Annotated in this window: 10 protein-coding genes and 2 pseudogenes; 10 read left to right on the forward strand and 2 right to left on the reverse strand. The window is 69.4% G+C overall.

Annotated features, from left to right (window positions below; genetic code table 11):
* Positions 1–4 precede the first annotated feature (4 nt).
* The 4 genes from ACFZAM_RS12690 (at position 5) to ACFZAM_RS12705 (ending at position 4,219) form a co-directional block, all read left to right on the forward strand.
* Positions 5–202: an MbtH family protein gene (locus tag ACFZAM_RS12690; RefSeq protein ID WP_355345479.1), complete on the forward strand. Its 198-nt coding sequence runs from the start codon at positions 5–7 to the stop codon at positions 200–202.
* Positions 203–315: 113 nt separating this feature from the next.
* Complete coding sequence (locus ACFZAM_RS12695) at positions 316–1,065, forward strand: methyltransferase domain-containing protein (protein ID WP_391045285.1); 750 nt, start codon at positions 316–318, stop codon at positions 1,063–1,065.
* Positions 1,066–1,234: 169 nt separating this feature from the next.
* Positions 1,235–2,596: a hypothetical protein gene (locus ACFZAM_RS12700; protein WP_391045288.1), complete on the forward strand. Its 1,362-nt coding sequence runs from the start codon at positions 1,235–1,237 to the stop codon at positions 2,594–2,596.
* A 720-nt stretch (positions 2,597–3,316) separates the two neighbouring features.
* The gene (locus ACFZAM_RS12705; protein WP_391045291.1) at positions 3,317–4,219 is read left to right on the forward strand and encodes a hypothetical protein; all 903 of its coding nucleotides are present in this window, start codon (positions 3,317–3,319) and stop codon (positions 4,217–4,219) included.
* Between the two features lie 355 nt (positions 4,220–4,574).
* Here ACFZAM_RS12705 and ACFZAM_RS12710 read toward each other — a convergent pair whose 3' ends face one another.
* Positions 4,575–7,049 (reverse strand): SufS family cysteine desulfurase, encoded by a 2,475-nt coding sequence (locus tag ACFZAM_RS12710; protein ID WP_391045293.1) that lies wholly within the window; start codon positions 7,047–7,049, stop codon positions 4,575–4,577.
* A 540-nt stretch (positions 7,050–7,589) separates the two neighbouring features.
* On the opposite strand from ACFZAM_RS12710, the pseudogene ACFZAM_RS12715 reads away from it, so the two are divergent.
* The 5 genes and pseudogenes from ACFZAM_RS12715 to ACFZAM_RS12735 all read left to right on the forward strand — a co-directional run.
* A pseudogene (locus ACFZAM_RS12715) lies at positions 7,590–7,989 on the forward strand (IS5/IS1182 family transposase); the annotation flags it as partial.
* 959 nt (positions 7,990–8,948) lie between these two features.
* A complete protein-coding gene (locus ACFZAM_RS12720; RefSeq protein ID WP_391045296.1) occupies positions 8,949–9,479 on the forward strand; it encodes a hypothetical protein in 531 nt (176 codons plus the stop codon).
* A complete protein-coding gene (locus tag ACFZAM_RS12725; RefSeq protein ID WP_391045299.1) occupies positions 9,476–10,441 on the forward strand; it encodes a hypothetical protein in 966 nt (321 codons plus the stop codon). Before ACFZAM_RS12720 ends, ACFZAM_RS12725 begins: the two co-directional genes overlap by 4 nt.
* Before the next feature lie 92 nt (positions 10,442–10,533).
* Entirely contained in the window at positions 10,534–11,835 is a 1,302-nt protein-coding gene (locus ACFZAM_RS12730) for a hypothetical protein (RefSeq protein ID WP_391045302.1), read from the forward strand.
* A 46-nt stretch (positions 11,836–11,881) separates the two neighbouring features.
* Positions 11,882–12,895 (forward strand): RCC1 domain-containing protein, encoded by a 1,014-nt coding sequence (locus ACFZAM_RS12735; RefSeq protein WP_391045305.1) that lies wholly within the window; start codon positions 11,882–11,884, stop codon positions 12,893–12,895.
* Positions 12,896–13,138: 243 nt separating this feature from the next.
* Here ACFZAM_RS12735 and ACFZAM_RS12740 read toward each other — a convergent pair whose 3' ends face one another.
* Positions 13,139–13,693, reverse strand: a complete 555-nt coding sequence (locus ACFZAM_RS12740; protein ID WP_391045307.1) for a hypothetical protein — start codon at positions 13,691–13,693, stop codon at positions 13,139–13,141.
* Here ACFZAM_RS12740 and ACFZAM_RS12745 point away from each other — a divergent pair.
* Positions 13,635–13,904: pseudogene (locus ACFZAM_RS12745) on the forward strand (transposase); the annotation flags it as partial. The gene ACFZAM_RS12740 and the pseudogene ACFZAM_RS12745 sit on opposite strands and share 59 nt — an antisense overlap.
* Between the last annotated feature and the right edge of the window lie 282 nt (positions 13,905–14,186).

The raw sequence follows: 14,186 nt of genomic DNA on the forward strand, positions 1-14,186 counted from the left end.
AGCGATGACCGACAGCCCCTTCGACGACCAGGACGGCACGTTCCACGTGCTGCTCAACGAACAGGGCCGGTACTCCCTGTGGCCGGCCTTCGCCGAGATCCCGGACGGCTGGTCCGCGGTGGTCCGCTCCGCGCGCCGCCAGGAGTGCACGGCCTACATTGCCGCGCACTGGACCGACATGGGCCACCTCCCGGCCGGCTGACCCCGGCGCGCGGGGCCGGGTCAACCGCGGGCCGCCCTCCCCGGGGACTCCGCGCTGCGGCACGGAACCCCGGCCGCCTCCTCCGTCCTCCAGCAAGGAAAAGACGTGACGACATGATGTCAAGTCAGTTCGATGCCCTGGCCCAGCTCTACGAGGACTTCTCGGCCCTACCCTTCCGCCAGCACCTGGAGTTCCCCACAGTCCTGGGGGCAGTCGGCACGGTGAACGCCGAGCGGAAGGTCCTGGACCTCGGCTGCGGCAGCGGGGTGTACAGCCGCATGCTGGCCGGACGCGGCGCGTTCGCGGTGACCGGGCTGGACGAGTCGGCAGGGATGATCGGCTACGCCCGGCGCCGCGAGGAGGCCGAGCGGCTCGGTATCCGCTACGTCGCCGGTCCGCTGCCCGCCGAACTGCACGGCACGTTCGACCTGGTGCTGGCCGTCTACGTGCTGCCGTACGCGAGCAGTTATCCGGAACTGGTGGACCTGTTCCGGACCGCGGCCGGAGCGCTGCGCACGGGAGGGGAGTTAGTGACGCTCCCGATCCATCCAGACCTTCCCGCCGACCCCGACTACTACTCCCGCTACGGCTTCCGGCTGAACCCCCTCCACGGGCGCGAGGACGGCGGCGAGGTCGACCTGCACATCCTCTCCGGCTCCTACGACACCCATGTCACCGCGCACTACTGGAGCGCACCAACCCTGGAAAAGGCTCTCGCCGAGACCGGATTCGGTCCCTCCCAGTGGCACAGGCACCGGCTGTCGGACGCGGCCGCGGCTGGCCCCGACACGTTCTGGCGCCCCTATCTGGACGCCCCGCACGCGGGGCTGCTCACCGCCAAGCAGCTCACGGGGAGGAGCTGACGACCGGCGAGGCCAGCCGGGAACGCTGCTGATCTCCTCGGCCGACAACGACGCCAGGAGTTTGACAGCCTGCTTCGGGCGAGAGCACGCTCCCAGAGCGAGCGCCATAGCGACGGGTTCCCTCCACCCGCGGTCGCAGGGCGTTCCCGCCGTTCGCCGAGGAGCCGTCATGGCAAAACTGAACGTGCCGAATTCGCAGTTACGGGCGCTGCTGGCCGAGGCCGGGTGGACGGGTGAGCAACTCGCCCAAGCCGTCAACCGGGCCGGCCGATCATCCGGGCTGGCGCTGTCTTACCAGCGGGCGTCGGTATCCCAGTGGTTGGCGGGCACCACGCCCCGTCCGCCCGTCTCCGACCTGGTCGCGGAGGTTCTGACGCTCCGCCTGGGCCGCAGGGTTACGCCGCTCGACGCAGGATTTGCAAAGAAACCGGCCCCGGCGTCGACCGCTGAGCAGGAGAACAGCGTCCACTGGAGGAGTGTCCTGCTGACGAGTCTCGACAAGCCGTCCACCGCGGCCGGGGCCACGCGCATTTATCGGGCAGCGAGCCTGCCCGGCACCGAGGAGATCCCGATGGCCTGGCCGGACGGTGCGGCTGTTGAGGGTTTGGCCCCGTCCGCCGCCGAACTGCGCTGGGCCGGCTCGATGGTCACTTTGTTCTCCGTTGCGGACCGCACCTTCGGGGGCGGACACGCCAGGCCCGCGCTCCAGGGGTTCCTGGCCCACACCGTCGCGCCCTGGCTGTCGGCCCCGGCCTCGCCCGGTGTCCGCCGTGAACTGCTCACGACCGCTGCCCGGTTGACCTACCTGTGCGGTTTCATGAACTTCGACGACGAGCGCCAGGGCACCGCTCAGTCCCTCTACCGGCTGAGCCTCAGCCTGTGCGAGGGCGCCGACGACCAAACAGGCGCAGCGCTGGCCCTGCGTGCGCTGAGCGTCCAGTCCCGCGCCCTCGGATACTTCGCCAACGCTCGCGTCCTGGCCGAGGCCGCAGTAGCGCGAGGCGCCCGGCAGGCCCCGCGCCACGTCCGGGCCAGCCTCATCGGACAGCTGGGCGTGGCCGAGGCGGCGTCCGGCAACAAGAAGGAGGCATTGCGCCTGCTGGGCCAGGCCGAAAGCAACCTCGGCCGGACATCGAACGCGCCCCACGACGTCGGAGCGTTCGACACCGCCGCCTTCGCCCATCAGGAAGCTGTGGTGATGCATTACCTGGGGCAGAAGAAGGACACGCTCCTCGCGCTGGAACGGTCCGTACGCCTACGCCGACCTGGCGAGGCCCGCTCGCAGGCCATCCTGCTCGCGCGCCTGGCCGAGCGCCAACTCGCCCAGGGCCACGTGGAAGCGGCATGCCAGACCTGGCACGGCTTCCTGGATCTCATCCCCGGCCTCACCTCCCGGCGCATAGACCGGGCCCGCAACGAGTTGGCCGCACGCTTGCGCCCCTACCGTACGCTTCCGGCAGTCGCGGCCTTACTGCGCCGGAACAGCGCGCTGATCCCGGACCGGGACGGCGCGACGTCCGGCATGCGCTGAGGAAGGCACCGGTCGAGAACGGCTCGACAAGGGTCGGGTCGGTGAACTATCAGTGCGGCACTGGGCTGCGCCGGCTCTCAAGCCGCGCATGCCGGGCCCGCCGCCCGGCCAGCCCTCTGCCGACCCGGCCGCAGGACAGCGCCGGAGGCAGAAATCGGTCGAATTGCCCGCGTCAGCGCCCGCGCCGCCGGGCTACGCGGGCGCCCGGCGTCCACCACGGCCGTTCTGACCGCCGCCCGCGCAAGCCAGGGCAAACGTCCCCCTCCGAACTAGCCCAGGTCACGGCGGAGTACGGCCCCGTGCGCTGCTGACCGCAGCCCGTCAAAGGTGGCTGGGAATCTCCGGAAAGATATTCGAAAGCGGGCCTTTTCCTTTATGCGCAGACCTGTCTGTGCTCTGCTGATTTGAGCCAGTCCTATGACTGGGACATAGGACAGATCGCGTAAGGCAGGGCTGGGCATGAACAGGACACGTAAGACCGAGCGCTTCAATGTCACAGCGGACCGCTCCACTGCGGACTTCCGTATCGCCACGACTTTCCTCCATCCCACCAGGGGCGAGGTGCGGTGTCCGGCGTCCGGCGTGGTGACGGAGTGGCTTGGACGCGCGGGAGCCGAGGTGCGGGAAGAGCCGTTCGGAGCCCTCGACTCTCACGGTCCGACGCGGCGGGACACGGAAGCCGTCTTCGGGACTACGTACCTCGAACCCGACGGTACGGCAGTGGGCATCGCCGTCGCGTCTGCCGGGCACTGGCAGGAGGCCGAGGACGCGGTGCACCGGTGGACGCGGGCGATGAGGACCCGGCGCGTGCTTCTGGTTTCCGCCGACGAGCGGTGCGCCGGGCTGTTCCGCGGACCGGCCGCTTCTGCCGGATCCGCTCAGGACGCCCGCCCGCTCCGCAGCCTGCCGAGCGGGCGGGCGTCCCGGCAATGCCCGCACCGCCTCGCAAGCCAGATGCTGACGGCCGACTTCCTCGCCCGGGGCGAGACGGTGGTGGTGCTCGGGCGGTCCGGAGTGCCCCAGGTGCCCGGTGCCGCAGGGGAACGTGGGACCGCCGTCACCGTCATCGCCACCGTGGAGCACGCCCGTCACTTCCAGCCGACGGACCCCGACCGGCTGTCATTCGTCCTCTCTCCGTGCACCCCGGTCGAGCCGGCCGCAGAGATCCTCGGCGTCTTGCGGACTCGCTTCCCCAGGCTGCGCGGGCAGCATCCCGACCAGTGGTGCTACGCGGAATCGGACTTCCGTGCCGCGTCCGCCTCGGTCACGGACGCGAGCGACCTGCTCATCACCGTCGGGCACGGCCCCTTCCCCGCTGCCGGGGCCATCGTGCCTCCCAAGCGGCACCGGCACATCGACGGACTCGGCGACCTGCACCCCGACGATCTGGCGCAGGCACCGACCCTGGGGCTCGTCGAACGTGGCCCCGACTCCGCCCACCTCACCCGGCAGATCCTCACCGCCCTTTCCGGGCTGGGTCCGCTCAGCGTCGTCCAACGGCAGTACCGGACACGGAAGTACGACATCCAGCACGTCCTCCGGTCGGCCAGGACCTCCCCGACTGAAACTACCGGCCTCCGGTCGGCAGACGGACGCATGGACGAGATCGGAGCGCACCTGTAGTACCGCGCCGTATGCGGAGACTGAGCACCTGGACGGGAGGGGCCTTGCGGAAGTTGACATATAGGCAAATCGCCCGTGACTGGCCACGGCATATGCTGGAGGCACAGAAGGCGGAGCCCCTCCATCCAGACCTCCCCCGGCCTTCGCAGTGGGCGCGCCGGCCCAGGCCCGGCGTCGTTCCGCGGAGGGATTGGACAGGCCGCCCCTCCCGACGGTGGCGCTACCGGCAGATACCGACGCCCGATGCCAGGGCGGCGCGGTGGTACCGAGCCGAGAGACGGGGCGACTGAACGGATACCGCCTCGCGGTGTGCCCCCCTGGGGGTACAGGTGGGCATCGCCCTTACCCGCCGGGTTCAGGCGCGGATTTCGTAGACGGCACTCCGCGGTGTTTCGGCGGCACGGCGCCAGTGGGCGAAGCCGGCTTCTCGGGCCAGCGAACGCAGCGCGTGTTCGCCTGCGTGGTTGCCCAGGGCCTGGGGGCCGTGCTGGGCGACCGCTGCGGGCAAGCACAACCCTACGGACAGCGCCATGAAGAGTTTGCTGACGGGGTGCGTGTTCATCGTCGGATCCGCCTCTCCGTTGGGTTCGACGAGCATGACCGTGCCTGCCGGCTTGAGGATGCGGCGTGCACCTTTCAGGGCCGCGAGAGGGTCACCCATATCGTGGAGGCAGTTGAAGAAGGTCACCAGGTCGTAAGCCGGGCGGTCGGCGTCAAGGTCGGCGGCGGCGACGGTGTGGAAGTGAACGCGGTCGTCGAGGTCGCGCTCTTCGGCGATGATCGCAGCCCGGTCGATGGACTCGGCGTGGTAGTCGTATCCGTCGAACGCAGATCGAGGGAAGGCCGCTGCCATCAGCATGGTGGAGTAGCCGACCCCGCAGCCGATGTCGGCGACCTGGGCGCCGCTGTCGAGGCGCTCGCGCACTCCCTGGAGGGCGGGCAGCCACCGAGTGACGATGTTCGCGTTGTAGGCCGGCCGGAAGAACCGCGCCACGGCTCGGAACATCTGTGGCGGGTATTCACTCCAGTCCACGCCCTCGCCGGTGCGGAAGCACTGGGCGAGCCGGTCTTCGACCCGGTAGAGGGTTTGCAGTGCGGTGAAGATGCCGACGCCGGCTGTTGGGGCGTCGGGGTGAGCGAGGACCTGGGCATGGGCGTCGGGGAGCTCGTAGTTGCGCTGACCGTCCGCTTCGGTGCCGGGTGATACCACGTATCCGGCGCCGTACTGGGTGTGCAGCCACTCGCGTACGTAGATCTCCTGAGTACCGGTCCGTTCGGCGAGTTGGGCCGGTGTCAGCGGTCCCGCGCCGGCCATCGCCCGGTACAGACCCAGGCGGTCGCCGAGTGAGACAGCCAGTCCTCCCACCGCGGTCGCCGCGTCGGTGAACACCCGGTCGGAAAAGGCCGTCACCAGCTCAGACGGGGCCGAATCCGCCGCGGGCTCGGGAGAGGCGACCGCACGCGCCTCCGCCTTCTCCCGTGTGGGTGGACCGCCCGCCTGATGCCCGGTGTGTTCGGCGAGTTCAGCGACCGCCTCGAGGAACACGTCGATCTCGTCCTCGGTGTTGTAGGCGTAGAAGGAAGCGCGAGTGGTGGCGGGCAGTCCGAAGCGCACACACGCCGGACGGGCACACAGGTGACCGACGCGGATGGCGATCCCGCGCTCGTCCAGGTGTTCTCCGATCTCGTCGGGAAAGCGTCCCTTGACCGCAAAAGAGATCGCTGGCCCGCGATCACGGCTGTCAGCGGGGCCGACGATCCGGGCGCCCGGGATGTTCGCCAGCCCTTCGAGCGCGCGGGCGGTCAGTCGGGCGCAGTGCTCGGCGATCCGGTCGCGGCCCAGCGTGTCGAGGTAGGCGCAGGCGGCGGCGAGTCCGATGGCTTGGGCGATCATGGGAGTGCCGGCCTCGAATCGCTGCGGCGGGTCGGCGTAGGTGGAGTGCCCCATGGCGACGGTGTCATTCATCTCCCCGCCCGTCAGGAACGGTGGAAGCGCCCGCAGGAGTTCCCCTCTCCCCCACAACACCCCGATCCCGGTGGGGCCGCACATCTTGTGCCCGGAGAACGCCAGGAAGTCCACCCCGAGTTCGGTGACGTCGACGGGGAAGTGCGGCACCGACTGACACGCGTCCAGGACCGTCAGCGCCCCCACCTCCTTGGCGCGTTTCACCAGCACCGACAAGGGGTTCACCGTGCCGTACACGTTCGACTGGTGAGTGAAGGCCACAACCTTGGTGCGCTCGTTGACCACCTCGTCGAGGTTGTCCAGATCCAGTCGCCCTTCTTGAGTGATCGTCAGCCACGCCAGCTCCGCACCGGTCTGGCGGCACAACTGCTGCCAGGGCATCAGGTTCGAGTGGTGTTCCATCTCGGTGATGACCACGCGGTCACCCGGCCCCAGCGCCATGGACCGCAACTCACGCTCCGCACGGGAGGCGTTCGCCAACGCGTATGCGACGAGATTGAGTCCTTCGGAGGCATTCTTCACCAAGACCATGTCCTGCGGCCGGGCACCGATGAAGCCGGCGATCCTGGCCCGCCCCCGCTCCAGCAGATCCGTCGCCTCACGCGCCACCTGGTGGGAACTTCGGTGCACATTGGCGTTGTGTAGACGGTAGAAGTCGGCCTCGGCCGCCAGGACCATCTCCGGCTTCTGTGCGGTGGCCGCGCTGTCCAGATACACCAGCGGAACACCGCTTCCGACCCGGCGCGAAAGGATGGGAAAGTCCGCCCGGATCTCGTCAAGGTCAAACACCCGCTGGCTCGCGCCCGGCACAGAGTCCCGCAGGGCCGAGTGCGCACCGCACGGACAGTCAGAATCAGCATTCATATGCACCCTCCAGTTCATTCGATGAGTTCGAGGACGGCCGCAACACGCCCATTAACCAACTCTCCGCAGGGGACGTGTAGAGAAGCCGGTGACGGAGGTGTTAAATGCGCCGGGACGTTTACAATTGCTGACGCCACGCGGGACGGGCCTGGTGCGGCGGCGGAGAACTTCAGTTGCCGCGACGGGCTGCTACGGCATCGCGGTGATCCCCATCAACCCGCTGCGGGTCGAGGGCGATCTCGTCAATCTCGCTGACATCGCCGACGCACTGGCAGTGGCGCTTGGGCGCTACGGCGTCGGCCGAGCACGGCGCTCGGCTCGACCGTCTGTCGACCAGGACGGTCCGGCACCGGTGTTTTCAAGTCCCCGACGCCCGTTCTGGCGCAGCCAGCATCTTCACAGGTTCCCGTCGAAGCCCCTGGTGCGGGTGAGGCCGTACAACCTGCACACTCCGAGCGCTCAAGCTTCGGTCTCCGATTCGCGGCCGAGCGGCGTCCGGCCGCACCACCATCATCGGGTCCCAAGGTCAATCGGGCGGTACTGACGCACCGGCTGTTCACGGGGATCTCCCGGCGTCATCTCGCTTGCCTGATCGAGGAGTTGGCGGCGCCATGGCAGGCCGACGTCATGCTGTGCGGGGCGGAATCCGCAAGCGGGCCGAGGGTGCCGGAGTTCGCCACTAGCTGATGCTCGTCGATCGGCTGGTGGCCACGCTGATCCATCTGCGCCAGGCAGTTGAGCTTAGGGCGGTCCTCGGGCGGTGCCGTGCTGGTGCTCGGGCAGTTCATCCCAGAAGGTCACCGGTCGGCCAGCGACAATGAGGGGCTGCTCGATGGACAGGGGCACGACCGCGCGGACGTCGTGGCGGCAAGCCAACTTGCCACGGCGACTTCACGCGCTGCTGCCGCGTCCTGCCCCGGCCGGGCGATGCGCACGACGATGCCACCAGGGATCCGTCAGAGATCGTTTTCGGCGAACCGGATCGGCTCGGAGTCGTCAGCTGCCAAGTGGGCGGTACTGGCTGCTTCCTGAAGGATGTGCCGTGATGCTTCGACTCGCGCCGGGCCATAGCGCGACGACATCGGCGATTCTCCGCCTCAGCTCGGCCGCCTCTGGCCTGCGCCCGAAGGGGCGGGCAGCATCGGACAGCGCCGCCACGTCAGTCAGAGCGCGTTTGGACCTCAACCCGCTGACTTCGCTGAGCGCTTTCTGGGCCGTGGCTACAGCTTCGCTGGGGTCACCGATACCCATGGTCAAGGTCGCGAGCTTAGTAAGCGATAGAGCCCGGGATCGGAGGTAACCGTCACTGTGACCGCTCGTCGCCCTCGTAAGGCGCTCGGCTGCGACGCGCCCACGCCGAGGACGCCTGCTTCGTCCCCACCGACGAGCCGGTTGGTGCAGGCTCATTCCCCGAGGCGCTGTGCTGGCTCGGACCGGCGTGAGCAGCGCACGCACCGGCAGCACTGGCCGAGGTCTTCGGGCCCGAAGCCGAGCGCGGCTATGCCTCCTTTGTCCCGACGGCTGACGGCGGGCACGTGCTCAAACGCAAGTGGTTCGCCCAGGACGCGCTTGCGCGGCGCGAGCAACTCCACCCGGGTATAACGGTTCGACCCGACGGCTTGGCGGAGTATCTGCGCTCCCGTGGGGCCCCAGGTCAGGGCGACGCCTCCCTTCCGCAGGGTCCGCCACGACGTCCACTGCGCGAATCCACGTCCACTGGCCGCATCTACAGCCCCCGTTCCGGCGGTGGCCGGGGCTCAGGAGGCGGGTCGCAGAGCCGATCGCGTGATCGTTTTCCGGCTGCGGCACGGATGGGTTTGAGATTGTACTGATTTTCATATGTTCATGACGACATGCACCGTATATGAACATGTGTTTGGAAAGATCGTGCCCAGAAACATGACGCGTATCCCTGTCTCCCGCGGCATCGCCGCTCTCGCGGTGGCCATCACCGCTGCCGCCCTCCCCGCCTCCCGGGCAGTTCTGCATGACGCTCCCACCGTCGCTGTCGTCCGCGCGGCCGACGATCCGACGCCTTCCCCCACCGACTCGAGCTGCCCGGACGGCGCGGAGAAGCCCTGCCCCGCGTCCACGAAGGACCGTGAGGAAGTGGACGGGCAGCGCGACAAGGTGGAGAAGGACGAGGCGCAGGCCAAGGAGGACATCGGCGCCGCCAAGGGCGAGGCCACCAAGTGCCCGCCCACCTCGAAGGACTGCATGACCAACCTCGCCGGGGACGGCCACGAGCAGAAGGAGGGCATGGCGAAGACCCAGCAGGAACTGGAAGGCGTCCACCCCGCTCCTTCAAACAACGCACAGACCGCGGTCAGCGGCGAGTGCTCCGCGTTCGGAGCCGATCTGCCCCCCGCGCTGTCGTCCTCCGGTGACCCCGCCGACCTCACCCGCGTCTGCGAGTTGATGAACCCATGACCGCCACGACGAACCGCCGAGTCCTTGCCGCCGCCGCAGCCCTGGCGATCGCGCTGTCCGCCCCGGCCGCCGCAGCGGCCGACGGCCCCGACCCCGCCGTCCCCGTCGCGCAGGCCTTCGACGGCGACAAGCCGCTGGACTCCCCGCAGAAGATCAGCGACTACTGTGCCGCACACGCCGGTGCCTGCCGCTTCGAGATCAACCGCGACGCCTCCAGGGAGTACGTCACCGCTGTCAGATCGCTGGGCAATGCGGTCCTCAACTGTACCAAGGAGCCGATCAAGGTCAGCCGTCAGGTCTCCCTCCAGGTCTCCAGCTCCGACAACCTCGGCGGCGAGATCACCGGGCAGATCACCATCGAGGGAAGCCTGAACGCCTCCGGCTCGGTGACCGCCGGCGTCGGCGGCGAGGCCGGCGGGACCTTCAAAACCCCGGACCAGTCCAAGGGGCCCAGCGCCGAGGCCACCGCGAAGGGAACCGCCAACGGCAGCGGCACCCTGACCGGCACGGCGGGCCTGCGGGCCGCCTTCGAGGGCGCCTTCAAGCTGTCGTACTCCAAGAACTGGAGCACCCAGCAGACGGAGTCCACCACATACGAGGTCACCGTCGCCCCGGGCGACGCGCTCATGTTCGGCGCGAGCGCTGCGATGCAGCGCGTGGCCGGCAGCATCCTCACCGGCAGCGGCCTCGGGGCGCACAACGTCTTCGTGGACGGTCCTTCCACCGTCAACCGCAGCACCTTCGTCGCGGACACCTACACCGTGCCCGGCAACACCTGCCAGCGGCTGCGGCCCGGCGGCAGGGACGCCATCGACGAGACCACCACGCCCCCGCCCACCCGCAGCGTTCCGGCCCGCCGTGCCGGTGCGCGCGCCGGGTCCGACGCCGGCCTGACCGTCGAAAGGCTGCCCGCGGGCGCCTGGCTCAAGCACCGCGTTCACCTCGCGGGCGTCGCCTCGTGAGCGCCCGCACGAAGCCGCCGCACGGTCCGGCCCCGGAGAGGACCCTCGTGACCACAGCCCGCCCCGTGCTTCGCCGTGCCGCTGTCGGGGCCATGTGTCTCGGCCTGGTGGCCGTCGCCTTTCCGGAGGCGTCCTCGGCGGACACGCCCGAGCCGGTCGCCGTGATCAACGGCGACCTGGCGCTTCCGGCGATCAGCGGAAACGGCAACACCCTCACACCCACGGGATGGTCGGTGGGTTCGACGTCCGCGAACAACGGTGCCGGAACCGCCAGCGGAGTGTTTCGCTACGCGGGCACCGTCACGGGCCACCCCGGGGGGAAGGCCGCGGCGATGCTGCCCCAGAACGGCTCGTCCTACGAGTTCAAGCAGCGTCTGCGCGGTGTGCGGCCGGGCGCACGGGTCACGGTCACCTTCGACGACAGCCCCGGCATCGCGATGCAGTGTGCCCCCCGCACGGTGGAACAGGGGCAGACCTACACCGTCAAAGGTGAGGGCGGCGCCGTTCAGAAAGAGCTGACCGAGCCCGACCCGGACAAGGAATGGAATGTCTTCGGCGCAGGTGTCTGGCGCACCGGGCGCACTTACACCTTCACCGCCAACGCCTACGAGCCGCTGCTCACCTTCGCCTCCACGGTCCCGGTCAAACCCAACGGCGGCGCGGCCGGCACCGGCACCAACGGCGGACAGTGCGGACCGATGATCACCAACATCACGGCGGTCCAGGTTCCGCCCCCACTGGACAAGACCATCCGCAACAACGAACTGCCGCCCTCGCTGGCGTTCAGGGGCAACGACAAGCGGACCGTCACCGAGGCCGTCACCGAGTGCAACACCGCCGCCAGCCGCTGCACGTTCACGGCCGAGTCCGACTACTCCTTCGCGTACTACGAGCCCGCCAGGCAGGCCGAGGAGGGATACATCAACTGCACCCGCGCGACCATCACCCGAGAACGGCCGCTGCGGATCTCCTCACGCACCATCAGCGACCTGCCCGCCGCCGCCGGACTGCCCCCGGCCCCCGGGTCGGCTGCACGCTCGAACATGAACGGCCAGTTCACCACCGGCACCGGCACCACCCCCGCATGGGCCCCGGCGGCCGACCGGACGGTCCGTGAGGTCATCAGCCCCGGCGAGGTCTCCTGGATCGAAACCCAGAGCGGACGCCAGCGCACCGAAGGCTGGTACACCTCCAATCCCACACCCGCCGACCCGAACCTCGACTGGCGCCTCTACACGGTCGTCGACCACCCTTCCACCCAGCTCGCCGACCGCGTCTACCAGCGCACCGGTCCCCTCACCTCCGGTGAGCAGGCACGCTGCCGCTCCAACCGTCCCTCTGCCGAAACCCCCGTCGACGCGGGCGCGCCGGCAGCCGGAGCCGACCGTGGCTGACGTGACCACCACCTCCCCGAGTTCCCAGGGAAAGGGAAACCGCCCCATGCCGACCCGCCGTGAAGCAGGCCGACGCCACTGGAGACCCGCGGCCGTACTGATCACCCTGGCCGCCGTCAGCCCCCTGCCGGCCCTCACCCAGCCGGCCTCCGCCACCCCGGGGACCGCCCCCGCCGTCGTGACGCCGGCTCCCGCCCAGCGCGCCGCAACCGACTGGGCGACACTCGCCTGGGGCGACAACACCTACGGCCAGACCGCCATCCCCGGCGCCGCGCTGCGGGGGGCGAGCGCCATCGCCGCCGGCGCCTTCCATTCGCTGGCCGTCAAGGACGGCGCCGTCACCGCCTGGGGCAGCAACCTCTACCACCAGACAGACGTCCCGGCCGCGCTCCGCTCCGACGTCACCGCCGTCTCCGGCGGCTATCTCCATTCCCTCGCCGTCAAAAACGGCCAGGTCATCGCCTGGGGCAGCGACCGCTACGGCTCCACAGCCGTCCCCGCCGCCGCGCAGACCGGCGTCGACGCCGTCGCGGCAGGCCAGTTCTTCTCGCTCGCCCTGAAGCACGGCCAAGTCCTGGCCTGGGGCGACAACCGCTACGGCCAGACCCAGACCCCCGAGGGAACCCACACCGGAATCACCGCGATCGCCGCCGGCGCCTACCACGCCCTCGCCCTCACCGACGACGGCAAAGTCATCGCGTGGGGCGACAACCGCAAGAAGCAGACGGACGTCGTCACCCCGGTCAAGAACGGCACGGCCACGGCCATCGCCGCCGGCAAGGACTTCTCCGTCGCCGTCGTAGGCGGTCGCGTCTACGCCTGGGGCACCGCGATGACCAACCAGTGGGTGCCGACTACCGCCCAGACCCGGGTCGTCGCGGTGGCAGCCGGATACGACCGCATCGTCGCCCTGCGCGACAACGGCCAGGCCATTGAATGGAAAGCCAACACCACGGCCCTCACCGCACTCCCCACCGACGCCGCCACCAAAGTGCAGGCCATCGCAGCGGGCGGCTACCACTCCCTCGCCCTGCGCGGCGACCCGCCCGCCCAGCCGTGACCACCTGAAACGCCGATCGCGCAACAGGCCCCCGACGTAGACCGGCTGCCGCTCGCCAAAGGCCACGCGGCAGCCGGTGCACATGCCTCACTCCGCCACCCAACCCCGCTCAGGACCTCCCAACTACCGCTACCGGGCTGGGCAGAACACCGCGCGGCTCGAATCATCAAGTACGGCGCGTCCACCGGCCAGTACCCGGTCGCGGTCCTGTCCGACTGCGTCGTCTACGCCGCCGACGGCCCCTCACCGCTGGACGTCCTGGCCTACAAGGACGGCAAGCCGCTGCCCGGCGGCTTCTAGCTCGGCGTCAACCCCGGCTTGGTCAAGCAAGAAGGCACCCAGCCCACCTGCGGTGGTGGCGTTGGCGTAGACGTATTCCAGTACGCGGCAGCCCTTGGTCGCGGACGTGGTGGAGCAGGTGGCCTGCGTGACGGCGGACGTGGGTGCGATGGCGTACTTGGGGCGGGCCAGGAACGTATTGCCGACCGGGATCTTCTCCGAGACGACCTGGGTGGTGGAGTTGGTGGTCGGCAGGAACGTCGAGGTCACCTGCCACGTCGTGGCCGAGGGGTCGACCTTCGCGAACGTGGTGGTCGTGCCTTCACCGCCCTTCAGGGTGAAGGTGCCGGTGAGCGGGGAGCCGGTCAGCGTCAGGTCCTCCGCGCCCGGTTCGGGCTTCCACCCGCCGCCGGAGGCCGCGGCGAACCCGGTCGGATCACCGTCCCCATCCGGACGTGGCCTGGCCCATAAGGCGTACTCCTCCCGTGCGATCCGCGAGCACCTGCGCGCGCGTGGCATTCGGGCGGTTATCCCCGTTCCGGCCGATCAACGAGACCACCACCTGCGTCGCGGAAGGCCACCAGCCCTTGACCGCGAGGCATGCAAACAGCGCGACACCGTTGAAGGCTGCATTAACCGCTTGAAGCAGTGACGGGGCATGGCCGCCCGTGACGACAGGACAGGGACCATCTACCTGGCTGGACTGCATATCGCGGGGATCTTCCTCTGGCCTGCCAGCCGATCCAAACGAAACGACCAAGCGGTAAAGCTAGCCGGGCTGCCGAAGAGAACCCGGTCCTACAGCCTGAAGCACTTCTCCACCACATGGCTCCTTGATTCTGGCCTGAGCCCCAAGGCCGTGCAGGCGCTCTCCCGGCACAGGGAGTTCAACGAGACGATGCATACCTACGCGCACCCGCCGGTTGCGGAGCCGGGCCTCACTGTGCGGACGTGCGGTCACCTGGTCGCTGCGGTCGGCAGGACGAAGACCGAGCCAACGGCTGAAGCAGAT

The sequence above is a fragment of the Streptomyces sp. NPDC008079 genome (assembly GCF_042957385.1).
In the GTDB taxonomy this organism is placed as follows: domain Bacteria; phylum Actinomycetota; class Actinomycetes; order Streptomycetales; family Streptomycetaceae; genus Actinacidiphila.

Bases quoted from the DNA above. Each gene is read 5' to 3' on its own strand.
- ACFZAM_RS12690 (WP_355345479.1), top strand. From the start codon at position 5: ATGACCGACAGCCCCTTCGACGACCAGGACGGCACGTTCCACGTGCTG.
- ACFZAM_RS12695 (WP_391045285.1), top strand. From the start codon at position 316: ATGATGTCAAGTCAGTTCGATGCCCTGGCCCAGCTCTACGAGGACTTC.
- ACFZAM_RS12700 (WP_391045288.1), top strand. From the start codon at position 1,235: ATGGCAAAACTGAACGTGCCGAATTCGCAGTTACGGGCGCTGCTGGCC.
- ACFZAM_RS12710 (WP_391045293.1), bottom strand. From the start codon at position 7,049: ATGAATGCTGATTCTGACTGTCCGTGCGGTGCGCACTCGGCCCTGCGG.
- ACFZAM_RS12720 (WP_391045296.1), top strand. From the start codon at position 8,949: ATGACGCGTATCCCTGTCTCCCGCGGCATCGCCGCTCTCGCGGTGGCC.
- ACFZAM_RS12725 (WP_391045299.1), top strand. From the start codon at position 9,476: ATGACCGCCACGACGAACCGCCGAGTCCTTGCCGCCGCCGCAGCCCTG.
- ACFZAM_RS12730 (WP_391045302.1), top strand. From the start codon at position 10,534: ATGTGTCTCGGCCTGGTGGCCGTCGCCTTTCCGGAGGCGTCCTCGGCG.
- ACFZAM_RS12735 (WP_391045305.1), top strand. From the start codon at position 11,882: ATGCCGACCCGCCGTGAAGCAGGCCGACGCCACTGGAGACCCGCGGCC.
- ACFZAM_RS12740 (WP_391045307.1), bottom strand. From the start codon at position 13,693: ATGCCACGCGCGCGCAGGTGCTCGCGGATCGCACGGGAGGAGTACGCC.